The organism is Thermus thalpophilus (assembly GCF_022760915.1).
GTDB lineage: Bacteria > Deinococcota > Deinococci > Deinococcales > Thermaceae > Thermus > Thermus thalpophilus.
In genome coordinates, this window is record NZ_JAKTNS010000002.1 from 106,343 (window position 1) to 132,217 (window position 25,875).

Below are 25,875 nucleotides of genomic sequence, written 5' to 3' on the forward strand. Positions count from 1 at the left end.
CGTATGAAGAAGACGCGCGGCTTTCCCGAGTCCTTGGAAAAGGAGCTTTACCGCGAGGAGTTTCCCTTTGGCCCCGTGAGCCGGCGGGGGTTTTTGGCCTTGGGCCTCCTAAGCCTTGCCGCCTGCACCCCGGTGGTGCGGCGCAAGGGGGTGCCCTATGTGCGCCAGCCCGAGTGGGTGGTGGAGGGAGGGCGGGCGGAGTTCGTCACCGCCTTCCCCCATGCGGGCTTCGCCGAGGCGGTGCGGGTGCGCCACTACCAGGAGCGGCCCCTCTTTCTCGCCCCCCATGAAGGGGCCATGAGCCCCTATCCCTTGGCCTCCCTCTACGCGCTTTACGACCCGGTCCGCAAGGGCAAGGCGCCCGACTGGGAGGGCTTTTTCGCCGCCTGGCGCAGGGCGCTGGGGGAAGGGGAAACCCTCCTCGTCCTCCCCCGCACCACCTCGCCCCGCCTCGAGGGCCTCCTGCGAAGGGCCCTGGCCCGCTACCCCAACCTCAGGGTGGCCCGGTTTGAGGCCTGGAGCCTGGAAAACGTCTACTTGGGGGCGGAGCTCGCCTTCGGGCGCAGGGCCTGGCCCGTCTACCAGCCGGAGCGCGCCGAGAGGGTGCTCCTTCTGGACGTGGACCTCCACGAGCACCCAGCGGGCTACCTCTGGGGAGGCGCCCTGGCCCAAAGGCGCCTTCCCCCCATGAACCGCATCTACGCCGTGGAGAGCGGGGCGGGCCTCCTCGGAGCCTTGGCCGATCATCGCCTCGCCCTGAAGCCGAGCGGGGTGGAGGCCTTCCTCCTGGACCTGGCCCGGGCCCTGGGGGTGGTGCCGGGAAGCCCGGCCTCGGACTATGGGGGCTTCCTCCCCGCCTTGGTGGAGGACCTCGGGCGGGGTGGGGTGGTGCTTCCCGGGGTCCACCTCTCCCCCGGGGCCCAGGCTTTGGCCATGGCGGTGAACGCCCGCCTCGAGGCCCCGGTGGCCTACGTGGCCCCGCCCGAGGCGGAGCCGGCCACGCCCCAAGCCTTCCTGGAGGCGGAGCGGGCGAGCCGCCTGGTGTGGGCGGCGGAGGGGCCCTTGCCGAGCCTCATGGGCAAGGCCTTCGCCGCGGCGCTTTCCCTCTACCCCAAAGAGGCTCCCTATAGCCTCCCCCTGGCCCACCCCCTGGAGGCCTCGGGCCAGCACCGGGACGCCCTGGGGCGGCTTTGGCCTGCCCAGGCCCTGGTGAAGCCCCTCTGGGGAGGAAAGTCTCTGGAAGAGGTTCTGGCGGGCCTCCTGGGCGAGGAGCTCCCCGCCCTCTCCCCCGAGGAAAAGCGGGCCCTGGCGGAGGGCCGCCCCTTGGCGGAGGCGGAGGCCTTGGCGGTGGCCCTAAGGCCAGGCCTTATGGACCGGCTTCCCCCCTTGCGGGAGGAGGCCCCCCTGGAGCTCACCCTACGCCCGGATGCGAGCCTTTTTGACGGCCGCTACCGGGAAAACCCCTACCTCCAGGAGCTCCCCCGGCCCCTCACCCGCCTGGTCTGGGACGGGGCCCTGCTGGCGGGGGAGGGGCAGGCGGAGGCTTGGGGGCTTCTGGAGGGGGTCCGGGCCCGGGAGCGCAGGGCCGACCCCAGGAGGCCCCTCCTCCGGGTGCGGGCGGGGGCGCGGGAGGCCCTCCTGCCCCTTTGGCCTTTGCCCCTTTTGCCGGAAGGAAGCCTCGTGGCCCCCCTCTCCCACTTCTTCCACCCCGAGGGGGTGGTCTTCCCGGCGGAGGTCGCCCCCACGGGGCGGGAATACCCCTTGGTCTCCACCCAGTACCACGGCTATTTGGGGGAGGTGGAGGCGGTCCACGTTATGACCGAGGAGGAGGCCCTAAAGGAGCCCAAGGAGGAAAAGCGCCTTTCCTTCTACCCCCCTTGGCCCCAGGGGGAGCACGCCTGGGCCATGACCGTGGACCTGAGCCGCTGCCTCGGGTGCGGGCTTTGCGTGCTGGCCTGCCAGGTGGAGAACAACGTCCCCGTGGTGGGGAAGGAGGAGGTGCAGAAGGGGCGGGAGATGCACTGGATCCGCCTGGACCGCTACTTCACCCCCGAGGGGGCCCTCCACCAGCCCGTGATGTGCCAGCACTGCGAGAAGGCCCCTTGCGAGGCGGTCTGCCCGGTGGCGGCCACGGAGCACTCCGATGAGGGGCTAAACCTCATGGTCTACAACCGCTGCGTGGGCACCAAGTACTGCTCCGCCAACTGCCCCTATAAGGCCCGCCGCTTCAACTTCTTCCCCTACGCCGAGCGTTTCGTGGGCCAAGGGGACCCCCGGCGGGCCAAGGAAAGCCCCCTCGCCCTCCTCATGAACCCCGAGGTGACGGTGCGGAGCCGGGGGGTCATGGAGAAGTGCACCTACTGCGTCCAGCGGATAGAGCTCGCCCGGGCCGAGGCCGCCAAAGAGGGGCGCAAGATCCGCACCGGGGAGGTAAGGACCGCCTGCCAGGAGGTCTGCCCGGGGAAGGCCATCCACTTCGGCGACCTCCTGGACCCCGAGGACCCCATCCAGGCCCACCGCAAGGAGGGGCGGCACTACACCCTTTTGGAGGAGGCCAACACCTGGCCCCGCACCACCTACCTGGCCCACCTCAAAAACCCGAACCCGCGCCTAAGGAAGGAGGAGGCCCATGGCTAAGGAACCCCACCCGGACCGCGACCTCATCCAAGGGGAATGGACGGAGAGGAGCTTGGTGGAAAAGCTCTTGGAGCCCGTGGAGAAGCCCCCGCCAAGGCCCTGGAAGGTGGTTTTGGCCGTGGGTTTCGCCCTCACCCTGGCCTGGCTTTACGCCATCTTCGTGACCTTCGTCCAGGGCCTGGGCACCTGGGGCATCAACCAGCCCGTGGCCTGGGGGTACGATATCGTCCACTTCGTCTGGTGGATCGGCATCGGCCACGCTGGGACCCTCATCAGCGCCATCCTGGTTCTCATGCGGCAGAACTGGCGGGACTCCCTCAACCGGGTTACCGAGGCCATGACCCTCTTCGCCGTGCTCTGCGCCGCCACCTACCCCCTCATCCACATGGGCCGGCCACAACACTTCTACTGGGTCATGCCCTACCCCACCCACATGGCCCTCTGGCCCCAGTACAAGAGCCCCCTCTCCTGGGACGTGCTGGCCATCATGACCTACCTCACCATCTCCACCCTCTTCCTCTACCTGGGGCTCATCCCCGACCTGGCCCTTTTGCGGGAGAGGAGCACGGGCTGGCGGAGGAAGCTCTACGGCTGGCTTTCCTTAGGCTGGACGGGGAACGCCGTCCACTGGCAACGCTACCGGGCGGTGTACGTCCTCCTGGCGGGCCTCGCCACCCCCGTGGTCATCTCCGTGCACTCCGTGGTGAGCATGGACTTCGCCTACGGTCTGGTGCCGGGCTGGCACCTCACCGTCTTCCCCCCCTTCTTCGCCGCCGGGGCCATCTACTCGGGCTTCGCCATGGCCCTCACCCTCATCATCCCCTTGCGCCGGTGGTACCGGCTGGAGGGGGTCATCACCGACAGGCACCTGGACTGGATGGCCAAGGTGACCCTGGCCTCGGGGCTCGGGGTGGCCTACATCTACCTTTTGGAAATCTTCATCGCCTGGTATAGCGGGGAGCCGGCGGAGTGGGCCCAGCAGCTTTGGCGCATGACGGGGCCCTACGCCCCCTACTACTGGGCCATGATGCTCATCAACGTGGTCCTCCTCCAGACCCTATGGTTCCCCCGCTTCCGCAAAAACCTCACCTGGCTTTTCCTCTTTTCCATCCTGGCCAACGTGGGCATGTGGCTGGAGCGCTTCGTCATCGTGGTGATCAGCCTCTCCCACGACTTCTTGCCGGGCAACTTCCACCTCTACTACCCCACTTGGGTGGACTGGACGCTTTTCCTGGGGACCATCGGCTTCTTCCTCTTTGGCCTGGCCCTTTTCATCCGGATTTTCCCCCCCATCGCCGTGGCGGAGATGGTCCACCTCTTCCACAAGCTGCGCGGGCACTAGGAGGGCAGGATGCTCTACGGCTACATGGCCTACTTTGATACCCCAGAGGCCTTGCTGTCGGCCCTAAGGGCGCTCAAGAAGGAGGGTTACCGCCGCCTCGAGGCCCTCACCCCGAACCCCGTGGAGGGGATTGAGGAGGTTCTGGGGGGGGATGGGCGCATTCCTTGGGTGGCCTTCTTCCTGGGGGTCCTGGGGGCGGGGCTTGGGCTTTTCCTCCAGGTCTACACCACCCTGGACTACCCCCACAACGCCGGGGGCAAGCCCCTTTTGGGCTGGCCCGCCTTCATCCCCGTGACCTTTGAGCTCACCATCCTCACCATCACCGTGGGCATCTTCCTGTACCTCCTCTACATCAACGGCCTGCCCCTGGCCGCCCACCCGGCGGTGCGGGCTCCCCGGTACGTGGAGGTGCTTCTAGACCGCTACGGGGTCTTCCTCTACGCCACGGACCCCCGCTTTGACCCGGAGGCCACCCGGGCCCTCCTCCAGGCCCTGGGGGCGGAGGTGGAGGAGGTGCGGCGTGATTAGGCTCCTTCTCCTCCTCCCCCTCCTTTCCGCCTGCGGCTGGATGTGGGACCAGCCCAAGGCCAAAGCCTTCCGCCCTGCCCCCCTCCAGGTGGAGGTGCCCGAGGAGCGGGTGCGCTTCGGGGAGAACCTGAACCCCGAGGTGCGCCTTGGGGTGAAGCCGGAAGGGGGCTTTGCGGAAAACCCCTACACCTTCGCCGAGAAAGACCTGGTGCGGGGCAAGGCGCTTTACCAAAGCTTCTGCGCCATCTGCCACGGAATGAGGGGGGAAGGGGATGGCCGGGTCATCCCCTTGGGGGTTCCGAGGCCCCGCTCCTTCCACGACCCCGCCGTGCGGGGAATGCCCGAAGGCTACTTCTACTTCGCCGCCACCAACGGCTTTGGCAGGATGCTTTCCTACAAAAGCCGCATCCCCGAGAGGGAGCGCTGGCTCATCGCCCACTACATCAAGCGCTGCCTCCTGGATGCGGCCTGTCCCAAGGAGGTAATGGATGCAGAGGTCCATTGAGGCGCCCCGCGCTTGGCCTTGGGCCTTGGGCCTAGGGCTTTACGCCCTGGCCTTCCTCTTCGGTGCCCCCGCCGCCTACTTCCCCTTCGCCTTCTTCCTCCTCCTCTCCTTGGGGGCGCTCCTCGTCCTCCTCCTCCACAACGCCCTCACGAGCCGCTGGGGGGTTCCCCTGGAGCCCTACCTCTACCCCTTGGCCCGGCTCCTTCCCCTTATGGGGCTTTTGGGCCTACCCTTTTTCCTCTTCCTGCCCGAGCTTTTCCCCTGGGCGCGGCCCGAGGCCCTTGCCGACCCCATCCTGCGCCACCGCTCGGCCTACCTGAATGCCCCTTTCCTGCTCCTCCGCTACGTCCTCTTTTTCGCCCTCTTCGCCCTTATCCTGGCCCGGCTCCGCCCCGGGGAGCGCCGGGCGGAGGTGGGGGCTTATGGGCTTGCCCTCACCTTCGCCGCCGCCACCTTCCTCACCTACGACCTCTTCAAGAGCCTCGAGGCCCACTTCTACTCCGCCTCCTACGGGGCCATCCTGCTCCTTTCCGCTGTCCTCCTGGCCCTTTCCCTGGCCGTGGCCCTGGCGGTCCGGCGGGGGACGGCGGCCCTTCTGGGCCAGGCCCAAAACCACACCAACCTCCTCCTGGCCTTTTCCATCATCTGGATTTACGTGGAGGCCACCACCCTCATCATCGTCTGGGGCGGTGACCTCCCCCACGAGGTGGAGTTCTACCTGAAGCGCCTGGAGGGCCCCTGGGACGAGGTGGCGGCCTTGTGGGTGGTGGGGGGGTTTTTCCTCCCCTTCCTCTACCTCCTCACCAACCCGCCCAAGCGGGAGGCCCGCTTCCTCCTTCCCGTGGCCCTTTGGATCCCCTTCTTCCGCCTCCTCCACCTGGCCTGGTACCTCCTCCCCGCCTTGGGCCGGGGGGTGGGGGTGGGGGAGGTCCTGGGGTTCCTGGGCCTCGGCCTCCTCTTCGCCACCAGGCTACGCCAGGGCTAGGCGGGGCATTTGCACCTACCTTCACGAGGGGTCCAGGGGGAAACTGGACTTAGGGGTACACGGTATAGGTACCCAAGGAGGTAGAAGATGGCGACGAAGGTTCTGGTCCTGGGAGGCGGTTCGGGCGGCCTGGTGGCGGCCAACAAGGTGAAAAAGCTCCTCGGGAAGGAGGTGGAGGTCACCCTGGTGGACCGGAACGCCTACCACGAGTTCATGCCCGCCTACCCCTGGGTGGCCTTCGGCATGCGGGAGCCCGAGCAGGTGCGTAGGCCCCTCGCCAACCTGGAAAAGCGGGGCATCCAGTACCTCCAGGCCACGGTGGAGGCCCTGGACCCGGCCCACAACAAGGTGAGGACGAGCGCCGGGGAACTTACCTACGATTACCTCATCGTCTCCTTGGGGGCGGAGGCCATGCCTTCCCCCGCCCAGGACGGGTATGCCCCCTGGAGCCTCGAGGGGGCCCTTAGGCTCCGCCAGGCCCTGAAGGACTTCCGGGGCGGCCGGGTGGTGGTGGGGGTTTCCTCCCCCTACTACCCTTGCCCCCCTGCCCCGTACGAGGTGGCGGGCCAGGTGGAGTTCGCCCTCAAGGTGAAGGGGGTGCGGGAGAAGAGCACGGTGGAGGTCTTCCACCTAAACCCGGCGCCCTTGGCGGGTATGGGGCCGGTGATCTCCGGCAAGGTCATGGAGATCCTCCGCGCCAAGGGCATCGCCTTCCACGGGGAGTTTGAGCCGGTGGCCTTTGAGGGGGGCAAGGTGAAGGCCAAGGATGGGCGCGAGCTCGCCTACGACCTCCTCATCCTCACCCCGCCCTTCGCCCCCAACCGGGTGGTGCGGGAATCCCCCCTGGCCGGACCCAACGGCTTCCCCGAGGTGCACAAGTCCACCTTCCGCTCCCCCAAGTTCCCCAACGTCTTCGTCATCGGCGACACGGTGAACCCCTCCCTGATGCTGCCCCCCGCCGGGGTGGTGGCCCACTTCCAGGGGGAGTACGTGGCCGGGGTCATCGCCTCCGACCTCAAGGGGGCCTATATCGGCGAACCCTTCAACCCCGTGGCCATGTGCATCATGGACTTCGGGGACAACGCCCTCCTGCCCCAGTGCTCCTTTGAAAGGCTGCTGGCGGGCACGGGCATGCCCTCCTGCGGCGTGATGGCCGTGGGCAAGTGGGTGCGGGTGACCAAGATGCTCTTTGAGGGCTTCTGGTTCGCCACCCTAATCGAGTAGGAGGGGCCATGGAGAAGACCCTGACGGTGGAGGAACGCCTGGCCCGAATTGAGGAGGTTTTGGAGAAAAGCGGGCTTGGCCTGTTGGCGCAAATAGGCACGGGGGAGACCCTTGCCGAGAACCTGGGCCTCCTTCTAGATCCCAAGAACCTGGAGCTCGTTTCCCTCCTCGCCCGCTTCCTGGACCAGGCGGAGGCCCTGGGGAAGTTGGCGGAAACCCTGGAGAAGCTGGAGAAGTCCGGGGCTTTAGCCTTCCTCGGCCACCTCTCGGAGAACTTCGGCGAGGGCCTGGGGATGCTTATGGAGCCCCAGCTCCTCCGGCTCATCTCCCACGGGGCCAACGTTTTGGACATCCTCTCCCGCATTGAGCCCGCCGCCATCGGCATGATGGCGAGCGCCCTGGAGCGGGGGCTTGCGGAGACCTTCACCCCCGAGACCCTGCGGGAGCCTCCCCGGGTGGGCCTGGCGGGCATCCTCAAGCAACTGGCCGACCCCGAGGTGCAAAAGGCGCTCGGGGTGCTCTTCCTCCTCCTCAAGGCCCTGGGCAAGGCCTTTGGCCACATGAACGAGGACATGAAGGCCCTCGAGGGCCTCATGGCCAAGATGATGAAGAAGTAGCCCTGCCATGGGGGTGGGGGCCGGGAAGCTTCCCGGCCCCTTTTGTGGTAGCCTTTTCCCATGGCCGAGAACCCTGGGGGCCTTTCGGGCGAGGCGCTGCTCCTCCGCATCTTCCTCGGGGAGTCGGACCGGTTTGGGGGCCGCCCCCTTTACGAGGCCATTGTCCTGGAGGCGAAGCGGCGGGGCCTGGCGGGGGCCACGGTGCTCAAGGGCTTCATGGGCTATGGCGCCCATTCCCGCATCCACACCGCCAAGGTCCTCCAGCTTTCCGAGGACCTGCCCGTGGTGGTGGAGATCGTGGATACGGAGGAAAAGGTCCAGGCCTTTTTGCCGGTCCTGGAGGGGATGGTGAGGGAGGGGCTCATCACCTTGGAGAAGGTGCGGGTCCTCCGCTACCAAAGCCGGTAAGCGCCCTTCCTTTTTCCTTGGGCTTTCCCCGCTAGCCTAGGGGTATGGAGCGGATCCCTCCGGGCCAGATCGTCACCGAGCGCTTCCCCATCCTCACCTACGGGGAAGAGCCTAGGGTTACGCCGGAGGAGTGGCGCTTTGGCATCACGGGCCTGGTGGAAGCCCCCTTTACCCTCACCTACCAGGACCTCCTGGCCCTGCCCCAGGTGGAGGTGGTGCGGGACTTCCACTGCGTCACCCGTTGGAGCCGGCTGGACGTGGCCTGGAAGGGGGTGCGGGTCCGGGACCTTTTGGAAAAGGCCCGCCCCAAGCCCGAGGCGGTGGCCGCCTTGGTCCATTCCTACGGGGGTTACACCACCAACCTCCTCCTGGAGGACCTCCTGCGGGAGGATGTGCTCCTGGCCCACACCCTCTTCGGCAAGCCCCTTCCCCCGGAGCGGGGCGGCCCCGTGCGCCTTTTGGTCCCCCATCTCTACGCCTGGAAGAGCGCCAAGTGGGTGCGGGGCATAACGCTCCTAGACCACCTGGAGCTGGGCTTCTGGGAGCGGATGGGCTACCACTGGCGGGGGGATCCCTGGCGGGAGGAGCGCTTCCAGGAGGGCCCCATCCCCGCCGCAAGCCTTAGGTTTCGCAGTAAGAAAACTTGATATAATAGGGCTAAGGAGGTGGGAGGATGGCCCTGAGGGAAGCCCAGGTCAGGGTAGAGGAGGCCTTGCGGGCCTACGAGGCCTGTGTGGAACGGGAGGCCATGGAGTACGGGGAGGAGTACGAGCGGGTCACGTACATGGAGTACGAAGCCCCCGCGCCCGACCCCTGCGCCGAGGCCTTTTCCCGCCTGCTGGCGGCGGTGCGGGCCTACGAGGCGGCGGGGGGAAGGCGGGAGGAGCTGGACCTTAGGGGCAAGGAAGAAAAAGTCTACGAGGCCCTAGACAAGGGATAGGCCCGGGGCCTTCCCTCCTGGAAGTAGAAGGCTTCCCGGTAACCTGCCCGTAGGAGGAGCGCCGCCGCCTCCTGGAAGGCGAAGCCCACCTGGTCCGGCCGGTGGGCGTCCGAGCCCAGGACCACGCCAATGCCAAGCTCCCGGGCCCGCTTTAGAAGGACAAGGGCAGGGTAAACCTCCCGGGCCGGGTTGCGAAGCCCAGCGGTGTTCACATCCAGGAAGAGCCCCGCCTCGGCCACGGCCTTTAGGGCGGGCTCGGCCAGTTCCAAAAGGGCCTCCTCGGGCAAGCGGTGGCCGAACTTCTTGGGCAGGTCCAGGTGGCCGATGGCGTGGAAGAGGCCGCTTTGCGCCGCCCGTTCCACCTCGTGGAAATAGGAGCGGAAGACCTCCTTGAGCTCGCGCCAGGCGTACTCCTCCTGGTGGTCCGGGTGGTCCAGGGGCCAGGCGCCCAGGTAGTGGACGCTCCCGATGACGTAGTCAAAGGGGTAGCTCTTGAGGAGGGTTTGCACGAACGCCTCCGTGCCCGGGTGGAAGTCGGCCTCGAGGCCGATCCCCACATAGAGGTCCGGGTGAAGCTCCCGCACCCGTTCCAGGGCCAGGAGGTAGAAGGGAAGCTCGGAAAGGCGCATGCGGCTTTGGGGGTCGTACCAGGCGGGCATGGGGCTATGGTCGGTGAAGACGAGGCCCCTTAGCCCCACCTTCCTGGCCTGGAAGAGGTACTCCCCCGGGGCCCCTTCCGCATGGCCGCAGAGGGGGGTGTGGACGTGGCTATCCACCATGGGGCCATTCTATCCGGACGAGGCGCCCCTGCCAGGCGTAGGCCACCACCTCTTGGCCTAGGGCCTGGGCCAGGTCCAAGGACAAAAAGGGGTCCTCCTCCGGAGGCCCCGCCTCCTGCACCAAGACAGGGGTGAAGGGGGGAAGGAGGGCGGGGTAGCGTTCTAGGATGCTTTCCACCCGGAAAGCGCCCGCCCAGAGCCGCTTCAGGGCGAAGAGGGCCTCCTGGGGGGTGGGGGCGGGATGGGCCTCCCCTTTCCCTTCCCGGCGGAGGAGAAAAGGCCCTCGGCCCCTTAGCGCCGCCAGGAACGCCTCGGCCCGCTCGGGCAGGAGGTAGCTTTCCCTCACCGCCCGCATGGCCTCTTCGGCGGCCCAGACAAGCCTTTCCTCGTCAATGCGCACGCCGAAAACCCCTTGAAAAAGCCTTTCTATGCGCTCCGGAAGGTTATTTAGGCGGAAAAACTCCTCCTCTAGTCCCGCGACCCAGGTGGGGACCACGGGGAAGCCCAGGGCCTGGGCCCGCCGCAATAGGGCCACTTCCCCTTCCCCTACGGCCTTTTCCAGGGGGATTAGTCCAGGCTCCGCCATAGGTACCACGCCAGGTGGCTCCGGTAGGGGCGGAAGGGCGCGCCAAAGGCGGCTAGGGCCTCGCCCTCCACCCCGAAGAGGGCCTTGGCCGCCCGCCTTAGGCCCAGGTCCCCCACGGGCCAGACATCGGGGCGCCCTAGGCCGAACATGAGGAACATCTCCGCCGTCCAAGGGCCCACGCCCCGCACCTCCTGAAGCCGCGCCTTCACTGCCCCGTCCTCCAGGGCCTCGAGGCCCTCCAGGAGGCCTTCTTGGGCCTTCGCCGCCAGGTCCTTTAGCGCCATCGCCTTGGCCAGGGAAAGCCCCGCCTGGCGTAGGGCCTCGAGGGGGACCTGAAGCACCGCCTCGGGCCTCGGTTCCACCTGTTCCCAAAGCCTTTTGGCGATGGTTTTCGCCGCCTGGGTGGAAAGTTGCTGGGCCACGATGCTTTCCGCCAAGACCCGGAAGGGGTCCCGCTGGGGCACAGGGTGAGGGTGGAAGGGGGCGGGCCCGTAACGCTCCAAGAAGGCCAGAAGGAGGGGGTGCTCAAACAAACCGTACCCCTTCGGCCCGGGTCACCTTGCCCTGGTAGAGGAAGGTGACTTGGCGGAGGGCCGCCTGGAGGTCAAAGGGGGTGAGGGCGCTGGTGGCGTCCTCGGGCAGGACCACCTGGTACCAGCGCAAGGCGGCGGAGCCGGCGGTGTGGAGAACGCAGATGTTGGCCACGGTGCCCGTGACCACCACGTGCTTTACCCCCCATAGGTGCAGGTAGTGGTCCAAGGGGGTGCCGTAGAAGGCATCGTAGCGCACCTTCTGGACGATGAGGTCCCCGGGCTCGGGGCGGAGCTCTTCCAGGATCTCCGCCCCCCAGGTGCCGGCCACGGCGTGCCGGGGCCAGATCTGGAACTCGGGGTCGTCCTCCCGGTGCCAGTCCTGGGTGTAGACCACCCTGGCCCCCGCCGCCCGGGCCCTCTCCAGAAGGAGCCGGATGGCGGGAACGCTCTTCGGGGCGTCGGGCACGAAGAGGGCCCCTTGGGGGTGGGCGAAATCGTTCTGCATGTCCACCACGATGAGGGCCGTTTCCTTGGCGGGCAGATCTAGGCTTTCCACTTTGGGGATCTCGGGAACCTCCACCATACCCCCATTGTGCCACCCTTGACCGGGGGTGGGGGAGGGGCTACACTCCTATAGCATGAAAATACGGGACCTCCTCAAAAGCCGCCAGGGGCCCCTTTTCTCCTTTGAGTTCTTCCCCCCCAAGACGGCGGAGGGGGAGGAGGCGCTTTTCCGCACCATGGCCGAGCTCAAGGCCTTCCGCCCCGCCTTCGTGTCCATCACCTACGGGGCCATGGGGAGCACCCGGGAAAGGAGCGTGGCCTGGGCGAGGAGGATTTTGGAGCTCGGCCTAACCCCCCTGGCCCACCTCACCGTGGCCGGGCAGAGCCGGGAAGAGGTGGAGGAGGTCCTAGGGCGCTTCGTGGAAAGCGGGGTGGAAAACCTCCTTGCCCTCCGGGGGGACCCGCCCCAGGGGGAGCGGGTCTTCCGGCCCCATCCCAAAGGCTTCCGCTACGCCGCCGAGCTCGTAGCCCTCATTCGGGGGCGCTACGGGGAGAGGGTTTCCGTGGGCGGGGCTGCCTACCCGGAAGGCCACCCGGAAAGCGAAAGCCTTCAGGCTGACCTCCGCCACTTCAAGGCCAAGGTGGAGGCTGGCTTGGACTTCGCCATCACCCAGCTTTTCTTCAACAACGCCCACTACTTCGGCTTCCTGGAGCGGGCCCGGCGCATGGGCATCCACATCCCCATCCTCCCCGGCATCATGCCCATCACCAACTACGCCCAGCTCCGCCGCTTCACCGAGGTCTGCGGGGCCAGCATCCCTGGGCCCCTCCTTTCCCAACTGGAGCGCCACCAGGACGACCCCAAGGCCGTCCTGGAGATCGGGGTGGACCACGCCGTCCGCCAGGTGGCGGAGCTTCTAGAAGCCGGGGTGGAGGGGGTCCACTTCTACACCCTGAACAAAAGCCCCGCCACCCGCATGGTCCTGGAAAGGCTCGGCTTCCGCCCGGTGGCCTAGACCTCCACCCCCTCGCTGAAGGTCCCGAGCGCCACCTCCTGCCCCCGGAGGGCGAGGAGCTTGCCCAGGGCTAAAAGCTTCTCCTCTTCCCCGTGGACCAGGACCACCCGGGGTTGGCCTTCAAGCCAGTCCAAAAGCTCGTCCTGCCCCGCGTGGCCGGAGAAACCGCCCAGGGTGTGCACCTCGGCCCTAAGGGGCACCTCCTGCCCCAGGATGCGCACCCGCTCGGGCCGGGCGATGATCTCCGCTCCCAGGCCCCCTCGAGGCTGGTACCCCACGAAGACCAAGGCGTTTCGGGGATCGGCTAGCCCATGCTTCAGGTGGTGCAGGATCCTTCCCCCCGAAAGCATCCCGCTTCCCGCAATGACCACCATGGGCCCGGGTTCTTGAGCCAAGGCCCGGGACTCCTCCGCGCTTTCCACCACCCGTAGCGTCCGGGGACGGAAAGGGTTCTTCCCTTGGAGGAAGTAGGCCTGCACCTCCTCGCTAAGGTAGCGCACGAGCCTCGGGTAGAGCTCCAAAACCCGCTCCGCCATGGGGGAGTCCAGGAGGATGGGGGCCTTGGGGAGGCGGTGGCCGTTCTCGTAAAGGAGGAAAAGGATTTCCTGCGCCCGCTCCACGGCGAAGGAGGGGATGAAGACCTTCCCGCCCCGGCCCAGGACCCGCTCCAAAATCTCCAAAAACTCCACCACCGTGGCGGCGAAAGGGCGGTGAGGCCGATCGCCGTAGGTGCCTTCGCAGAGGACCAAATCCGCCTTGGGGGGAAGGGAGGGGTCGGGGAGCACCACCTTCTCGCGGTTACCCAGGTCCCCGCTATACACGAAGGTCTTCCCCTCCCCTTGGGCCACCACAAAGGCGCTCCCCGGCAGATGCCCCGCCTGGGAGAAGGAGAGGGTGAGGTCGCCTAGACGGAGCCACTCCCCGTACTCCAGGGGCTTGGCGTGGCGGAAGACCTCCTCCACGTCCTCCTCCTCAAAGAAGGGCCTTTCCATGACCTTCAGGGCGTCCTCCAGGACGATGCGCATCAGGAGGAAGGTGGCCTTGGTGGCGTACACGGGTCCGCGAAACCCCTCGCGGAAGAGCCGGGGGAGGCGGCCCACGTGGTCTAGGTGGGCGTGGGTGAGGATTACCGCCTCCACCTCCTTGGGGTCAAAGCCGAAGGGGGCGTGGTTTTTTTCCTCCTCCTTGCCCTGGAACATGCCGCAGTCCAAAAGCACCCGCCTCCCCTCGGCCAGAAGGAGGTGGCAGCTTCCCGTCACCTCCCGGGCGGCGCCAAAAGGTACGATGCGCATGCCCTTATCTTGACACTCACCCTGGGGTGTGTTAGCCTATTCCCTCGGACAGGGTCCCATCCCCGGTCCTGCCACCCTAGCTCAACAGGCAGAGCACCCGACTTGTAATCGGGGGGTTGGGGGTTCAACTCCCCTGGGTGGCTCCAAAGGAGGGCGTGGGCAGGTGCCCGAGCGGCCAAAGGGGACGGTCTGTAAAACCGTTGGCGCACGCCTACGCTGGTTCGAATCCAGCCCTGCCCACCAAACGGTGTGCCTAAGCACACCCCCATGCGGGAGTAGCTCAGTTGGTAGAGCATCGGCTTCCCAAGCCGAGGGTCGCGGGTTCGAGTCCCGTCTCCCGCTCCACGAGCTCGCGTAGCTCAGCAGGTAGAGCACACCCTTGGTAAGGGTGAGGTCGCCGGTTCGAGCCCGGCCGCGAGCTCCACTTTTTTGTCTGCCCTGGGCCTTAGGCCCCCAGGGCGGCCTTTGCGTGCAAGAAAAGAGGAGGAACCATGGCCAAGGGCGAGTTTATCCGGACGAAGCCTCACGTGAACGTGGGGACGATTGGGCACGTGGACCACGGGAAGACGACGTTGACGGCGGCGTTGACGTTTGTGACTGCGGCGGAGAACCCGAATGTAGAGGTGAAGGATTACGGGGAGATTGACAAGGCGCCGGAGGAGCGTGCGCGGGGGATAACGATCAACACGGCGCACGTGGAGTACGAGACGGCGAAGCGGCACTATTCGCACGTGGACTGCCCGGGACATGCGGACTACATCAAGAACATGATCACGGGTGCGGCGCAGATGGACGGGGCGATTTTGGTGGTATCGGCGGCGGATGGGCCGATGCCGCAGACGCGGGAGCACATTTTGTTGGCACGGCAGGTGGGGGTCCCGTACATTGTGGTGTTCATGAACAAGGTGGACATGGTGGACGACCCCGAGTTGTTGGACTTGGTGGAGATGGAGGTACGGGACCTTTTGAACCAGTACGAGTTTCCTGGGGACGAGGTTCCGGTGATTCGGGGGAGTGCGTTGCTTGCGCTTGAGCAGATGCACAAGAACCCGAAGACGAGGCGAGGGGAGAACGAGTGGGTGGACCGGATTTGGGAGTTGTTGGATGCGATTGACGAGTACATTCCCACGCCGCAGCGGGACGTGGACAAGCCGTTCTTGATGCCGGTGGAGGATGTGTTTACGATTACTGGGCGCGGGACGGTGGCTACTGGGCGGATTGAGCGTGGGAGGGTGAAGGTTGGGGACGAGGTGGAGATTGTGGGGCTATCTCCGGAGACGCGCAAGACGGTGGTGACGGGTGTGGAGATGCACCGGAAGACGCTGCAGGAGGGGATAGCTGGGGACAATGTAGGTTTGTTGTTGCGTGGGGTAAGCCGGGAGGAGGTGGAGCGGGGGCAGGTTTTAGCGAAGCCTGGGAGCATTACGCCGCACACCAAGTTTGAGGCCTCGGTGTACATCTTGAAGAAGGAGGAGGGGGGCCGGCACACGGGATTTTTCACGGGATACCGGCCGCAGTTTTACTTTCGGACCACGGATGTGACTGGGGTGGTGGAGCTGCCGGCGGGTGTGGAGATGGTGATGCCTGGGGACAATGTGACGTTTACGGTGGAGCTGATCAAGCCGGTGGCCTTGGAGGAGGGTTTGCGGTTTGCCATTCGTGAGGGTGGGCGGACCGTGGGCGCCGGCGTGGTCACCAAGATCCTGGAGTGAGGTGAGGCATGCCCAAGATCCGCATCAAGCTACGGGGCTTTGACCACAAGACCCTGGACGCCTCGGCCCAGAAGATCGTGGAGGCCGCGCGGCGCTCGGGGGCGCAGGTCTCGGGCCCCGTACCCCTGCCCACCCGGGTGCGGCGCTTCACCGTGATCCGGGGTCCTTTCAAGCACAAGGACTCCCGGGAGCACTTTGAGCTCCGCACCCACAACCGCCTGGTGGACATCCTGAACCCCAACCGCAAGACCATTGAAAGCCTCATGAACCTGGACCTGCCCACCGGCGTGGAGATTGAAATCAAGACCGTGGGAGGTGGCAAGTGAAGGGCATCCTGGGCACGAAGGTGGGCATGACCCGGATCTACAAGGACGACCGGGCCGTTCCCGTCACCGTGATCCTGGCCGGGCCCTGTCCCGTGGTGCAGCGGCGCACCCCGGAGAAGGACGGGTACCTGGCGGTCCAGCTGGGGTTTCTGCCCCAAAAGCCCAAGCGGGTGAACCGGCCCATGAAGGGCCACTTCGCCAAGGCGGGCGTGGCCCCGGTGCGGATCCTCAAGGAGATCCGGGACTTTAACCCCGAAGGCGACGTGGTGACGGTGGAGATCTTCAAGCCGGGGGAGCGGGTGGACGTCACCGGCACCTCCAAGGGCCGGGGCACCGCCGGCGTGATGAAGCGCTGGAACTTCGCCGGTGGGCCGGACTCCCACGGCGCCCACAAGATCCACCGCCACCCCGGCTCCATCGGTAACCGCAAGACCCCGGGCCGGGTGTACAAGGGCAAGCGCATGGCCGGCCGCTACGGGGCCGAGCGGGTCACGGTGATGAACCTCGAGGTGGTGGACGTCATCCCCGAGGAAAACCTCCTCTTGGTCAAGGGCGCGGTGCCGGGGCCCAACGGCGGCCTCCTGGTGGTGCGCGAAACCAAGAAGGTGGCCAAGTGAAGGCAGGTAAGGAGGACATGGTGTACCAGATCCCTGTGCTCTCCTCTTCCGGCAAGCGGGAGCTTGCCGCCGACCTCCCCGCCGAGGTCAACCCCCACCTCCTTTGGGAGGTGGTGCGCTGGCAGCTGGCGAACCGCCGCCGGGGCACCGCCAGCACCAAGACCCGGGGTGAGGTGGCCTACTCCAGCCGTAAGATCTACCCCCAGAAGCACACGGGCCGCGCCCGCCACGGGGACATCGGTGCCCCCATCTTCGTGGGCGGCGGTACTGTCTTCGGGCCCAAGCCCCGCGACTACGGCTACACCCTGCCCAAGAAGGTGAGGAAGGCGGGGCTAGCCATGGCCGTGGCCGACCGGGCCCGGGAGGGGAAGCTCCTTTTGGTGGAGGACTTCGCCGGGGTGAACGGCAAGACCAAGGAGTTCTTGGCCTGGGCGAAGGCGGCGGGACTGGACGGCTCGGAAACCGTGCTTTTGGTGGCGGAAAACGAGGTGGTCCGCCGCGCCGCCCGCAACCTACCCTGGGTGGTCACCCTGGCCCCCGATGGGCTCAACGTGTACGACATCCTGCGCACCGAGCGGCTTGTCATGGACCTGAAGGCCTGGGAAGCCTTCCAGGCCCGTTTGGGAGGTGAGGCGTGAAAACCGCTTACGACATCATCCTCGCCCCCGTCCTCTCGGAGAAGGCCTACGCTGGCTTCGCCGAGGGCAAGTATACCTTCTGGGTTCACCCTAAGGCCACCAAGACCGAGATCAAGAACGCGGTGGAGGAGGCCTTCAAGGTGAAGGTGGTGGGGGTCAACACCCTGCGGGTGCGGGGCAAGAAGAAGCGCCTGGGCCGCTACCTGGGCAAGCGCCCCGACCGCAAGAAGGCCATCGTCCAGGTGGCCTCCGGGCAGAAGATTGAGGCCTTGGAGGGCCTCATCTAGACCTAGCCGGGTGGGGTGCCCGGCCCCGATCCGGCAAGGAGGATAGAGAATGGCAGTCAAGAAGTTCAAACCCTACACCCCAAGCCGCCGCTTCATGACGGTGGCCGACTTCTCCGAGATCACCAAGACGGAGCCGGAGAAGTCCTTGGTCAAGCCCCTGAAGAAGACGGGGGGGCGGAACAACCAGGGGCGCATCACCGTGCGCTTCCGGGGGGGCGGCCACAAGCGGCTTTACCGGATCATTGACTTCAAGCGCTGGGATAAGGCAGGCATCCCCGCCAAGGTGGCGGCCATCGAGTACGACCCCAACCGCTCGGCCCGCATCGCCCTCTTGCACTACGTGGACGGGGAAAAGCGCTACATCATCGCCCCCGAGGGGCTGCAGGTGGGCCAGCAGGTGGTGGCGGGGCCGGATGCCCCTATAGGGGTGGGCAACGCCCTCCCCCTTCGCTTCATCCCTGTGGGTACCGTGGTGCATGCGGTGGAGTTGGAGCCCAAGAAAGGGGCTAAGCTGGCCCGTTCCGCTGGTACCAGCACCCAGATCCAGGGCCGGGAAGGGGATTACGTGATTCTGCGCCTGCCTTCCGGGGAACTTAGGAAGGTGCACGGGGAGTGCTACGCCACCATCGGGGCTGTGGGCAACGCCGACCACAAGAACATCGTCCTGGGCAAGGCGGGCCGCACCCGTTGGCTGGGCCGCAAGCCCCACGTGCGGGGTGCCGCCATGAACCCGGTGGACCACCCCCATGGCGGTGGTGAGGGCCGGGCACCCCGGGGCCGGCCTCCCGCTTCCCCCTGGGGTTGGCAGACCAAGGGCCTTAAGACGAGGAAGCGGCGCAAGCCTTCCAGCCGCTTCATCCTGGCCCGGCGCAAGAAGTGAGGTGAGCCATGCCGCGTAGCTTGAAGAAGGGCGTCTTCGTAGACGACCACCTCTTGGAGAAGGTCCTGGAGCTCAACGCCAAGGGGGAAAAGCGGCTCATCAAGACCTGGAGCCGCCGCTCCACCATCGTCCCCGAGATGGTGGGCCATACCATTGCGGTCTACAACGGCAAGCAGCACGTGCCCGTCTACATCACCGAGAACATGGTGGGGCACAAGCTGGGAGAGTTCGCCCCCACCCGCACCTACCGGGGGCATGGCAAAGAGGCTAAGGCCACCAAGAAGAAGTAGCCATGGAAGCGAAAGCCATTGCCCGTTACGTGCGCATCTCCCCCAGGAAGGTCCGGTTGGTGGTGGACCTGATCCGGGGGAAGAGCCTCGAGGAGGCCCGCGCCATCCTGCGCTACACCCCTAAGCGGGGGGCCTATTACGTGGCCAAGGTGCTGGAGTCCGCCGCCGCCAATGCGGTCAACAACCACGACATGCTGGAGGATAGGCTTTTTGTGAAGGCGGCCTTTGTGGACGAGGGGCCGGCCCTAAAAAGGGTGCTTCCCCGGGCCCGGGGCCGGGCGGACATCATCAAGAAGAAGACCAGCCACATCACGGTGATCCTGGGGGAGAAACATGGGAAATAAGATCCACCCCATCGGATTTAGGCTCGGCATCACCCGGGACTGGGAGTCCCGTTGGTATGCGGGCAAAAGGCAGTACCGGCATCTCCTCGTGGAGGACCAGAAGATTCGTGAGGTCCTCACCAAGGAGCTCTACCCGGCGGGTCTGGCCCGCATTGACATTGAACGGGCTGCGGACAACGTGGCCGTAACCGTGCACGTGGCCAAGCCCGGCGTGGTCATCGGCCGGGGCGGGGAGAAGATTAAGGTTCTAAGGGACACCCTTTCCCAGCTCACGGGAAAGAATGTGGCCCTGAACGTCCAGGAGATCCATAACCCTAACCTCTCGGCGCCCCTGGTGGCCCAGCGGGTGGCGGAGCAGATTGAGCGCCGCTTTGCCGTGCGCCGGGCCATCAAGCAGGCGGTGCAGCGGGTCATGGAGGCGGGGGCCAAGGGGGCTAAGGTGATCGTGTCCGGCCGCATCGGTGGCGCCGAGCAGGCCCGCACCGAGTGGGCGGCCGAGGGCCGGGTGCCCCTTCACACCCTGCGTGCTAACATAGACTACGGCTTCGCTTTGGCCCGCACCACCTACGGGGTGCTGGGGGTCAAGGCCTACGTGTTCCTGGGCGAGGTGATTGGCGGCCAGAAGCCCAAGGCCCGGCCCGAGGAGCCAAGGGCGGAGGAGAGGCCCCGCCGCCGCCGCCCAGCCGTGCGCGTGAAGAAGGAGGAGTAGGCCATGTTGATGCCCAGGCGCATGAAGTACCGCAAGCAGCACCGGGGCCGCATGAAGGGGGCGGCCAAGGGGGGTGACTACGTGGCCTTTGGGGACTTCGGCCTGGTGGCCATGGAACCCGCCTGGATCACCTCCCAGCAGATTGAGGCGGCCCGTGTGGCCATGGTGCGCCACTTCCGCCGTGGGGGGAAGATCTTCATCCGCATCTTCCCCGACAAGCCCTACACCAAGAAGCCCCTCGAGGTGCGGATGGGTAAGGGTAAGGGCAACGTGGAAGGCTACGTGGCGGTGGTGAAGCCGGGGCGGGTGATGTTTGAGGTGGCGGGGGTCACCGAGGAGCAGGCCCTCGAGGCCTTGCGCATTGCCGGCCACAAGCTTCCCATCCGGACCAAGATCGTGAGGAGGGATGCCTACGATGAAGCCCAGTGAGATCCGCAAGCTCTCTCCCAGTGAGATTGAAAAGCTGGTTCGGGAGAAGAAGCGGGAGCTGATGGAACTTCGCTTCCAGGCCTCCATCGGCCAGCTTTCCCAGAACCACCGGGTGCGGGAGACGAGGCGCCTCATCGCCCGGCTCCTCACGATCCTGAACGAGAAGAGGAGGGCCAATGCCTAAGAAGGTGCTGACCGGGGTGGTGGTGAGCGACAAGATGCAGAAGACCGTCACGGTCTTGGTGGAGCGCCAGTTCCCCCACCCCCTCTATGGCAAGGTGATCAAGCGCTCCAAAAAGTACCTGGCCCACGACCCCGAGGAGAAGTACCAGGTGGGGGACGTGGTGGAGATCATCGAGGCCCGCCCCATCTCCAAGCGCAAGCGCTTTAGGGTTTTGCGCCTGGTGGAGGGGGGTCGGTTGGACCTGGTGGAGAAGTACCTGGTGCGTAGGCAGAACTACGCCAGCCTTTCCAAGCGGGGAGGTAAGGCATGATCCAGCCCCAAACCTACCTGGAGGTGGCCGATAACACCGGGGCCCGCAAGATCATGTGCATCCGGGTCCTGAAGGGTTCCAACGCCAAATACGCCACCGTGGGGGATGTGATCGTGGCCAGCGTCAAGGAGGCCATCCCTCGCGGGGCGGTGAAGGAAGGGGACGTGGTGAAGGCGGTGGTGGTGCGCACCAAAAAGGAAGTAAAGCGCCCCGATGGCTCGGCCATCCGTTTTGACGACAACGCCGCCGTCATCATCAACAACCAGCTGGAGCCCCGGGGCACCCGTGTTTTCGGACCCGTGGCGCGGGAACTTCGGGAAAAGGGGTTCATGAAGATTGTCTCCCTGGCTCCGGAGGTGCTCTGATGCAGGCCAAGGTGCATGTGAAGAAGGGGGACACGGTTCTGGTGGCCTCCGGCAAGTACAAGGGCCAGGTGGGCAAGGTGAAGGCGGTTCTGCCCAGGAAGGGTGCGGTCATCGTGGAGGGGGTGAACATCGTCAAGAAGGCGGTGCGGGTCAGCCCCCAGCATCCCCAGGGTGGCTTTGTGGAGCAGGAAGCCCCCCTGCATGCCTCCAAGGTGCGCCCCATCTGCCCCGCATGCGGCAAGCCCACCCGGGTGCGCAAGAAGTTCCTGGAGGATGGCCGCAAGATCCGGGTTTGCGCCAAGTGCGGCGGGTCTTTGGACGTGGAGGAGTAGCATGCCTCTGGACGTTGCCCTGAAGAAGAAGTACTACGAGGAGGTCCGGCCCGAGCTCATCCGCCGCTTCGGCTACCAGAACATCTGGGAGGTTCCCAGGCTGGTGAAGGTGGTGGTGAACCAGGGCCTGGGCGAGGCTAAGGAGGACGCCCGCATCCTGGAGAAGGCCTCCAAGGAGCTCGCCCTTATTACCGGCCAGAAGCCGGCGGTGACCCGGGCGAAGAAGTCCATCTCCAACTTCAAGCTCCGCAAGGGCATGCCCATCGGCCTTCGGGTGACGCTGCGGGGGGACCGCATGTGGATCTTCCTGGAGAAGCTCCTCAACGTGGCCCTGCCCCGCATCCGCGACTTCCGGGGCGTGAACCCGGCAAGCTTTGACGGCCGGGGCAACTACAACCTGGGCCTCAAGGAGCAGCTCATCTTCCCCGAGGTCACCTACGATATGGTGGACGCCCTTAGGGGGATGGACATCGCGGTGGTCACCACCGCCAGGACCGACGAGGAGGCCAAGGCCCTTTTGGAGCTCTTGGGTTTCCCCTTCCGCAAGTGAGGCGAGCATGGCGAGAAAAGCGCTGATTGAGAAGGCCAAGCGGACCCCTAAGTTCAAGGTGCGGGCCTACACCCGGTGCGTGCGGTGCGGGAGGGCCAGGAGCGTCTACCGCTACTTCGGTCTTTGCCGGCTCTGCCTGCGGGAGCTGGCCCACAAGGGGCAGCTTCCTGGGGTGAAGAAGGCCAGCTGGTAGGCCGTGGCCGGTCGGGGGGGTTCCCTCGAGACCGCATGGCTTGGGAGTGAGGTAAAAGGAGAGAGGAAATGCTGACGGACCCCATTGCCGACATGCTGACCCGGATACGCAACGCCACCCGGGTCTACAAGGAGAGCACCGAGGTGCCCGCCTCCCGCTTTAAGGAGGAGATCCTGAAGATCCTGGCGCGGGAGGGCTTCATCAAGGGGTACGAGCGGGTGGAGGTGGACGGCAAGCCCGTGCTGCGCATCCACCTGAAGTACGGCCCCAGGCGCCCCGGGCTTGACCCCCGCCCCGAACAGGTCATCAAGCACATCCGGCGCATCAGCCGCCCGGGACGGCGGGTTTACGTGGGGGTGAAGGAGATCCCCCGGGTGCGCCGGGGTCTCGGGATCGCCATCTTGTCCACGCCCAAAGGGGTTCTCACCGACCGGGAGGCCCGCAAGCTGGGCGTGGGCGGCGAGCTCATCTGCGAGGTGTGGTGATGTCTAGGATTGGTCGGCTTCCCATTCCCCTGCCCAAGGGGGTCAGCGTGGAGGTGGCCCCGGGCCTGGTCAAGGTCAAGGGCCCCAAGGGCGAGCTTTCCGTGGCCATCTCCCCCGAGATGCGGGTGGTGGTGGAGGAGGGTGTGGTCCGGGTGGAGCGCCCTTCGGACGAGCGCCGCCACAGGAGCCTTCACGGCCTCACCCGCACCCTCATCGCCAACGCGGTGAAGGGGGTGTCCGAGGGGTACGCCAAGGAGCTCCTCATCAAGGGCATCGGTTACCGGGCGCGGCTTGTGGGCCGGGCGGTGGAGCTTACCGTGGGCTACAGCCACCCCGTGGTGGTGGAGCCCCCGGAGGGGATCACCCTCGAGGTGCCCGAGCCCACCAGAATCCGGGTGGTGGGCATTGACAAGCAGCGGGTGGGCCAGGTGGCCGCCGACATCCGGGCCATCAAGAAGCCCAGCGCCTACCACGAAAAGGGCATCTACTACGCGGGCGAGCCCGTCCGCCTCAAGCCCGGCAAGGCCGGGGCCAAGAAGTAGGGGGGATTATGGCACGGCTTACCGCATACGAGCGCCGCAAGTTCCGGGTGCGCAACCGCATCAAGCGCACGGGCCGGCTACGCCTTTCCGTCTTCCGCAGCCTCAAGCACATCTACGCCCAGATCATTGACGACGAAAAAGGGGAGACCTTGGTGGCCGAGTCCAGCCTGGCCCTCAAGCTCCAGGGCAACAAGACCGAGGTGGCCCGGCAGGTGGGGCGGGCCCTGGCGGAGAAGGCTTTGGCCAAGGGCATCAAGCAGGTGGCCTTTGACCGCGGCCCCTACAAGTACCACGGCCGGGTGAAAGCCCTGGCCGAGGGGGCCCGGGAGGGCGGTCTGGAGTTCTAAGGGGGGGACCATGCCCGAGACCGACTTTGAAGAGAAGATGATCCTGGTGCGGCGCACCGCCAAGACCTACCAGGGCGGCCGCCGCTTCCGCTTCGGGGCCTTGGTGGTGGTGGGCGATCGGCAGGGCCGGGTGGGCCTGGGCCTGGGCAAGGCCAAGGAGGTGCCCTTGGCGGTGCAGAAGGCCGGGTACTACGCCCGCCGCAACATGGTGGAGGTGCCCATCCAAAACGGCACCATCCCCCACGAGATTGAGGTGGAGTACGGGGCGTCCAAGATCCTCCTGAAGCCCGCCGCCCCCGGCACCGGGGTGATCGCCGGGGCGGTGCCCCGGGCCATTTTGGAGCTGGCGGGCATCACCGACATCCTCACCAAGGAGCTGGGAAGCCGCAACCCCATCAACATCGCCTACGCCACCATGGAAGCCCTGCGGCAGCTCCAGACCAAGGAGGACGTGAAGCGCCTCCGGAAGGGCGGGGAGGAGTGATGGCTAAGCTCAAGGTCAAGTTGGTGAAAAGCCCCATCGGCTATCCCAAGGACCAGAAGGCGGCCCTGAAGGCCTTGGGACTCACCAAGTTGCAGAAGGAGAAGGTGTTGGAGGATACCCCGGCCATCCGGGGCAACGTGGCCAAGGTGGCCCACCTTCTCCGGGTGGAGGTGCTGGAATGAAGCTCACCGACCTAAAGCCCAATCCCGGGGCGAACAAGAAGCGCAAGCGGGTGGGGCGGGGGCCGGGCTCCGGCCACGGCAAGACCGCCACCCGCGGCCACAAGGGGCAGAAGTCCCGCTCCGGTGGCCTCAAGGACCCCCGCCGCTTTGAGGGCGGCCGCTCCACCACCCTCATGCGCCTGCCCAAGCGGGGCATGCAGGGGCAGGTGCCGGGGGAGATCAAGCGCCCCAAGTACCAGGGGGTGAACCTCAAGGACCTGGCCCGCTTTGAAGGGGAGGTGACCCCGGAGCTTCTCGTGCAGGCGGGCCTTCTGAAGAAGGGGTACCGGCTCAAGGTGCTGGGGGAAGGGGAGGCCAAACCCCTCAAGGTGGTGGCCCACGCCTTCTCCAAAAGCGCCCTGGAAAAGCTGAAGGCCGCGGGCGGGGAAGCCGTCCTCTTGGAGGGCTAAGATGCTGAAGGCCTTCCGGAGCGCCCTCCAGATCCCCGAGCTTCGCCAGCGCATCCTCTTCACGCTCCTGGTCCTGGCCGCATACCGCCTGGGGGCCTTCATCCCCACCCCGGGGGTGGACCTGGATAAGGTCCAGGAGTTCTTGCGCACCACCCAAGGGGGGGTCTTCGGCATCATCAACCTCTTTTCCGGCGGTAACTTTGAGCGCTTCTCCATCTTCGCCCTGGGCATCATGCCCTACATCACCGCCGCCATCGTCATGCAGCTTCTGGTGAACGTGGTGCCGGCGTTGGAGAAGCTATCCAAGGAAGGGGAGGAGGGCCGCCGCATCATCAACCAGTACACCCGCATCGGCGGCATCGCTCTGGGGGCCTTCCAGGGCTTCTTCCTGGCCACGGCCTTCTTGGGGGCGGAGGGGGGGAGGTTCCTCCTCCCCGGCTGGTCCCCGGGGCCCTTCTTCTGGCTGGTGGTGGTGGTCACCCAGGTGGCGGGGATCGCCCTCCTCCTCTGGTTGGCGGAGCGCATCACCGAGTACGGCATCGGCAACGGCACCAGCATGATCATCTTCGCCGGCATCGTGGTGGAATGGCTGCCGCAGCTGGTGCGCACCGCGGGCCTCATCCGCACCGGGGAGGTGAACCTGGTGGCCTTCCTCTTCTTCCTGGCCTTCATCGTGCTGGCCTTCGCCGGGATGGTGGCGGTGCAGCAGGCGGAGCGCCGCATCCCGGTGCAGTACGCCCGCAAGGTGGTGGGCCGCAGGGTGTACGGGGGCCAGGCCACCTACATTCCCATCAAGCTGAACGCCGCCGGGGTGATCCCCATCGTCTTCGCCGCCGCCATATTGCAGATCCCCATCTTCCTCGCTGCCCCCTTCCAGGACAACCCCGTGCTCCAGGCCATCGCCAACTTCTTCAACCCCACCCATCTTTCCGGGCTCCTCCTCGAGGTCCTCCTCATCGTCCTCTTCACCTACGTCTACACCGCGGTGCAGTTTGACCCCAAGCGCATCGCCGAGTCCTTGCGGGAGTACGGGGGGTTCATCCCGGGCATCCGCCCTGGGGAGCCCACGGTGAAGTTCCTGGAGCACATCGTCTCCCGCCTCACCCTCTGGGGAGCCATTTTCCTGGGCCTGGTGGCGGCCTTGCCCCAGATCATCCAAAACCTCACCGGGGTGAGGAGCATCGCCTTCTCAGGGATCGGCCTGTTGATCGTGGTGGGGGTGGCCCTGGACACCCTGAGGCAGATTGAGAGCCAGCTGATGCTCAGGAACTACGAAGGGTTCCTTTCCAAGGGCCGCATCCGCGGCCGCACGCGCTAGGAGGCG

At 66.2% G+C, this 25,875-nt stretch carries 39 protein-coding genes and 4 tRNA genes; 38 read left to right on the plus strand and 5 right to left on the minus strand.

Annotation, left to right across the window (positions count from 1 at the left end; genetic code table 11):
- The first annotated feature begins 3 nt into the window (after positions 1-3).
- From L0D17_RS01580 to L0D17_RS01625, 10 genes are all read left to right on the plus strand, one after another.
- On the plus strand, positions 4-2,637 hold the full coding sequence (locus L0D17_RS01580) for a 4Fe-4S dicluster domain-containing protein (RefSeq protein ID WP_243093652.1): 2,634 nt from the start codon (positions 4-6) through the stop codon (positions 2,635-2,637).
- Positions 2,630-3,979, plus strand: a complete 1,350-nt coding sequence (gene nrfD, locus L0D17_RS01585) for an NrfD/PsrC family molybdoenzyme membrane anchor subunit (protein WP_234508488.1) — start codon at positions 2,630-2,632, stop codon at positions 3,977-3,979. The genes L0D17_RS01580 and nrfD overlap by 8 nt, the downstream gene beginning before the upstream one ends.
- 9 nt (positions 3,980-3,988) lie before the next feature.
- Complete coding sequence (locus L0D17_RS01590; protein WP_234508485.1) at positions 3,989-4,507, plus strand: DUF3341 domain-containing protein; 519 nt, start codon at positions 3,989-3,991, stop codon at positions 4,505-4,507.
- Complete coding sequence (locus L0D17_RS01595) at positions 4,500-5,012, plus strand: c-type cytochrome (RefSeq protein WP_243092605.1); 513 nt, start codon at positions 4,500-4,502, stop codon at positions 5,010-5,012. The genes L0D17_RS01590 and L0D17_RS01595 overlap by 8 nt, the downstream gene beginning before the upstream one ends.
- Positions 4,996-5,997, plus strand: a complete 1,002-nt coding sequence (locus L0D17_RS01600) for a hypothetical protein (protein ID WP_071677178.1) — start codon at positions 4,996-4,998, stop codon at positions 5,995-5,997. The genes L0D17_RS01595 and L0D17_RS01600 overlap by 17 nt, the downstream gene beginning before the upstream one ends.
- A gap of 87 nt (positions 5,998-6,084) precedes the next feature.
- Positions 6,085-7,221 carry an NAD(P)/FAD-dependent oxidoreductase gene (locus tag L0D17_RS01605; protein WP_071677179.1) on the plus strand — a complete coding sequence of 379 codons (1,137 nt, stop codon included), beginning with the start codon at positions 6,085-6,087 and terminating at the stop codon, positions 7,219-7,221.
- An 8-nt stretch (positions 7,222-7,229) separates the two neighbouring features.
- The gene (locus tag L0D17_RS01610; protein ID WP_203226789.1) at positions 7,230-7,838 is read left to right on the plus strand and encodes a helical membrane plugin domain-containing protein; all 609 of its coding nucleotides are present in this window, start codon (positions 7,230-7,232) and stop codon (positions 7,836-7,838) included.
- A gap of 60 nt (positions 7,839-7,898) precedes the next feature.
- On the plus strand, positions 7,899-8,246 hold the full coding sequence (locus L0D17_RS01615) for a DUF190 domain-containing protein (protein ID WP_071677180.1): 348 nt from the start codon (positions 7,899-7,901) through the stop codon (positions 8,244-8,246).
- 44 nt (positions 8,247-8,290) lie between these two features.
- Positions 8,291-8,893 carry a sulfite oxidase-like oxidoreductase gene (locus L0D17_RS01620; protein ID WP_243092606.1) on the plus strand — a complete coding sequence of 201 codons (603 nt, stop codon included), beginning with the start codon at positions 8,291-8,293 and terminating at the stop codon, positions 8,891-8,893.
- A 26-nt stretch (positions 8,894-8,919) separates the two neighbouring features.
- Positions 8,920-9,186 carry a hypothetical protein gene (locus L0D17_RS01625; RefSeq protein WP_071677182.1) on the plus strand — a complete coding sequence of 89 codons (267 nt, stop codon included), beginning with the start codon at positions 8,920-8,922 and terminating at the stop codon, positions 9,184-9,186.
- Here the strand turns inward: L0D17_RS01625 and L0D17_RS01630 are convergent.
- From L0D17_RS01630 to L0D17_RS01645, 4 genes are read right to left on the minus strand one after another with little or no spacing between them, the layout of a single operon-like run.
- On the minus strand, positions 9,162-9,965 hold the full coding sequence (locus L0D17_RS01630) for a histidinol-phosphatase HisJ family protein (RefSeq protein WP_243092607.1): 804 nt from the start codon (positions 9,963-9,965) through the stop codon (positions 9,162-9,164). The two genes, L0D17_RS01625 and L0D17_RS01630, sit on opposite strands and share 25 nt — an antisense overlap.
- Positions 9,955-10,551, minus strand: a complete 597-nt coding sequence (locus tag L0D17_RS01635) for a hypothetical protein (protein WP_234508585.1) — start codon at positions 10,549-10,551, stop codon at positions 9,955-9,957. The genes L0D17_RS01630 and L0D17_RS01635 overlap by 11 nt, the downstream gene beginning before the upstream one ends.
- Positions 10,533-11,084, minus strand: a complete 552-nt coding sequence (locus L0D17_RS01640; protein ID WP_234508473.1) for a DNA-3-methyladenine glycosylase family protein — start codon at positions 11,082-11,084, stop codon at positions 10,533-10,535. Before L0D17_RS01640 ends, L0D17_RS01635 begins: the two co-directional genes overlap by 19 nt.
- Positions 11,077-11,667 (minus strand): nicotinamidase, encoded by a 591-nt coding sequence (locus tag L0D17_RS01645; RefSeq protein WP_234508471.1) that lies wholly within the window; start codon positions 11,665-11,667, stop codon positions 11,077-11,079. The genes L0D17_RS01640 and L0D17_RS01645 overlap by 8 nt, the downstream gene beginning before the upstream one ends.
- Positions 11,668-11,722: 55 nt before the next feature.
- On the opposite strand from L0D17_RS01645, the gene metF reads away from it, so the two are divergent.
- Entirely contained in the window at positions 11,723-12,604 is an 882-nt protein-coding gene (metF, locus tag L0D17_RS01650) for a methylenetetrahydrofolate reductase [NAD(P)H] (protein ID WP_234508469.1), read from the plus strand.
- Here metF and L0D17_RS01655 read toward each other — a convergent pair.
- Positions 12,601-13,896 (minus strand): MBL fold metallo-hydrolase, encoded by a 1,296-nt coding sequence (locus L0D17_RS01655; protein WP_234508467.1) that lies wholly within the window; start codon positions 13,894-13,896, stop codon positions 12,601-12,603. The genes metF and L0D17_RS01655 overlap by 4 nt on opposite strands.
- 70 nt (positions 13,897-13,966) lie before the next feature.
- On the opposite strand from L0D17_RS01655, the gene L0D17_RS01660 reads away from it, so the two are divergent.
- From L0D17_RS01660 to secY, 27 genes are all read left to right on the plus strand, one after another.
- A tRNA-Thr gene (locus tag L0D17_RS01660) sits at positions 13,967-14,042 on the plus strand.
- Between the two features lie 11 nt (positions 14,043-14,053).
- Positions 14,054-14,139: transfer RNA gene (locus L0D17_RS01665), tRNA-Tyr, on the plus strand.
- A gap of 26 nt (positions 14,140-14,165) precedes the next feature.
- Positions 14,166-14,241 (plus strand) — tRNA-Gly (locus L0D17_RS01670).
- A 3-nt stretch (positions 14,242-14,244) separates the two neighbouring features.
- Positions 14,245-14,320, plus strand: a tRNA-Thr gene (locus L0D17_RS01675).
- Positions 14,321-14,387: 67 nt separating this feature from the next.
- Positions 14,388-15,608, plus strand: a complete 1,221-nt coding sequence (gene tuf, locus L0D17_RS01680; protein ID WP_243093653.1) for an elongation factor Tu — start codon at positions 14,388-14,390, stop codon at positions 15,606-15,608.
- 8 nt (positions 15,609-15,616) lie between these two features.
- Positions 15,617-15,934, plus strand: coding sequence for a 30S ribosomal protein S10 (rpsJ, locus tag L0D17_RS01685; RefSeq protein ID WP_039458086.1), 318 nt, complete (start codon positions 15,617-15,619; stop codon positions 15,932-15,934).
- Positions 15,931-16,551, plus strand: a complete 621-nt coding sequence (rplC, locus tag L0D17_RS01690; protein ID WP_243093654.1) for a 50S ribosomal protein L3 — start codon at positions 15,931-15,933, stop codon at positions 16,549-16,551. Before rpsJ ends, rplC begins: the two co-directional genes overlap by 4 nt.
- 17 nt (positions 16,552-16,568) lie before the next feature.
- Positions 16,569-17,189: a 50S ribosomal protein L4 gene (gene rplD / locus L0D17_RS01695; RefSeq protein ID WP_243093674.1), complete on the plus strand. Its 621-nt coding sequence runs from the start codon at positions 16,569-16,571 to the stop codon at positions 17,187-17,189.
- Positions 17,186-17,476, plus strand: coding sequence for a 50S ribosomal protein L23 (locus L0D17_RS01700; RefSeq protein WP_039458090.1), 291 nt, complete (start codon positions 17,186-17,188; stop codon positions 17,474-17,476). Before rplD ends, L0D17_RS01700 begins: the two co-directional genes overlap by 4 nt.
- A gap of 49 nt (positions 17,477-17,525) precedes the next feature.
- Positions 17,526-18,356: a 50S ribosomal protein L2 gene (rplB, locus tag L0D17_RS01705; protein WP_243093655.1), complete on the plus strand. Its 831-nt coding sequence runs from the start codon at positions 17,526-17,528 to the stop codon at positions 18,354-18,356.
- A gap of 8 nt (positions 18,357-18,364) precedes the next feature.
- Positions 18,365-18,646: a 30S ribosomal protein S19 gene (gene rpsS / locus L0D17_RS01710; protein WP_011173711.1), complete on the plus strand. Its 282-nt coding sequence runs from the start codon at positions 18,365-18,367 to the stop codon at positions 18,644-18,646.
- Positions 18,647-18,648: 2 nt separating this feature from the next.
- The gene (gene rplV, locus L0D17_RS01715; RefSeq protein WP_243029079.1) at positions 18,649-18,990 is read left to right on the plus strand and encodes a 50S ribosomal protein L22; all 342 of its coding nucleotides are present in this window, start codon (positions 18,649-18,651) and stop codon (positions 18,988-18,990) included.
- Positions 18,980-19,699, plus strand: coding sequence for a 30S ribosomal protein S3 (rpsC, locus tag L0D17_RS01720; RefSeq protein ID WP_243093656.1), 720 nt, complete (start codon positions 18,980-18,982; stop codon positions 19,697-19,699). The genes rplV and rpsC overlap by 11 nt, the downstream gene beginning before the upstream one ends.
- A gap of 3 nt (positions 19,700-19,702) precedes the next feature.
- Positions 19,703-20,128, plus strand: a complete 426-nt coding sequence (gene rplP / locus L0D17_RS01725) for a 50S ribosomal protein L16 (protein ID WP_038058331.1) — start codon at positions 19,703-19,705, stop codon at positions 20,126-20,128.
- Complete coding sequence (gene rpmC / locus L0D17_RS01730) at positions 20,115-20,312, plus strand: 50S ribosomal protein L29 (protein WP_243029077.1); 198 nt, start codon at positions 20,115-20,117, stop codon at positions 20,310-20,312. The genes rplP and rpmC overlap by 14 nt, the downstream gene beginning before the upstream one ends.
- Entirely contained in the window at positions 20,305-20,622 is a 318-nt protein-coding gene (rpsQ, locus tag L0D17_RS01735; RefSeq protein ID WP_243029076.1) for a 30S ribosomal protein S17, read from the plus strand. The genes rpmC and rpsQ overlap by 8 nt, the downstream gene beginning before the upstream one ends.
- A complete protein-coding gene (gene rplN / locus L0D17_RS01740; protein WP_003043914.1) occupies positions 20,619-20,987 on the plus strand; it encodes a 50S ribosomal protein L14 in 369 nt (122 codons plus the stop codon). Before rpsQ ends, rplN begins: the two co-directional genes overlap by 4 nt.
- Complete coding sequence (gene rplX, locus L0D17_RS01745; RefSeq protein WP_243029075.1) at positions 20,987-21,319, plus strand: 50S ribosomal protein L24; 333 nt, start codon at positions 20,987-20,989, stop codon at positions 21,317-21,319. Before rplN ends, rplX begins: the two co-directional genes overlap by 1 nt.
- A 1-nt stretch (position 21,320) precedes the next feature.
- Positions 21,321-21,869, plus strand: coding sequence for a 50S ribosomal protein L5 (gene rplE / locus L0D17_RS01750; protein WP_039458117.1), 549 nt, complete (start codon positions 21,321-21,323; stop codon positions 21,867-21,869).
- 7 nt (positions 21,870-21,876) lie between these two features.
- Positions 21,877-22,062, plus strand: coding sequence for a type Z 30S ribosomal protein S14 (locus L0D17_RS01755; protein WP_018111303.1), 186 nt, complete (start codon positions 21,877-21,879; stop codon positions 22,060-22,062).
- A 68-nt stretch (positions 22,063-22,130) separates the two neighbouring features.
- Positions 22,131-22,547 (plus strand): 30S ribosomal protein S8, encoded by a 417-nt coding sequence (rpsH, locus tag L0D17_RS01760; RefSeq protein ID WP_039458124.1) that lies wholly within the window; start codon positions 22,131-22,133, stop codon positions 22,545-22,547.
- Entirely contained in the window at positions 22,547-23,089 is a 543-nt protein-coding gene (rplF, locus tag L0D17_RS01765; protein ID WP_039458126.1) for a 50S ribosomal protein L6, read from the plus strand. Before rpsH ends, rplF begins: the two co-directional genes overlap by 1 nt.
- An 8-nt stretch (positions 23,090-23,097) precedes the next feature.
- Entirely contained in the window at positions 23,098-23,436 is a 339-nt protein-coding gene (gene rplR, locus L0D17_RS01770; RefSeq protein WP_039458129.1) for a 50S ribosomal protein L18, read from the plus strand.
- Positions 23,437-23,446: 10 nt separating this feature from the next.
- The gene (gene rpsE, locus L0D17_RS01775; RefSeq protein ID WP_039458133.1) at positions 23,447-23,920 is read left to right on the plus strand and encodes a 30S ribosomal protein S5; all 474 of its coding nucleotides are present in this window, start codon (positions 23,447-23,449) and stop codon (positions 23,918-23,920) included.
- A complete protein-coding gene (rpmD, locus tag L0D17_RS01780; RefSeq protein ID WP_039458136.1) occupies positions 23,920-24,102 on the plus strand; it encodes a 50S ribosomal protein L30 in 183 nt (60 codons plus the stop codon). Before rpsE ends, rpmD begins: the two co-directional genes overlap by 1 nt.
- Positions 24,099-24,551 carry a 50S ribosomal protein L15 gene (gene rplO, locus L0D17_RS01785; protein WP_039458138.1) on the plus strand — a complete coding sequence of 151 codons (453 nt, stop codon included), beginning with the start codon at positions 24,099-24,101 and terminating at the stop codon, positions 24,549-24,551. Before rpmD ends, rplO begins: the two co-directional genes overlap by 4 nt.
- 1 nt (position 24,552) lies before the next feature.
- Entirely contained in the window at positions 24,553-25,869 is a 1,317-nt protein-coding gene (gene secY / locus L0D17_RS01790; protein WP_039458140.1) for a preprotein translocase subunit SecY, read from the plus strand.
- The last annotated feature ends 6 nt before the right edge of the window (positions 25,870-25,875 follow it).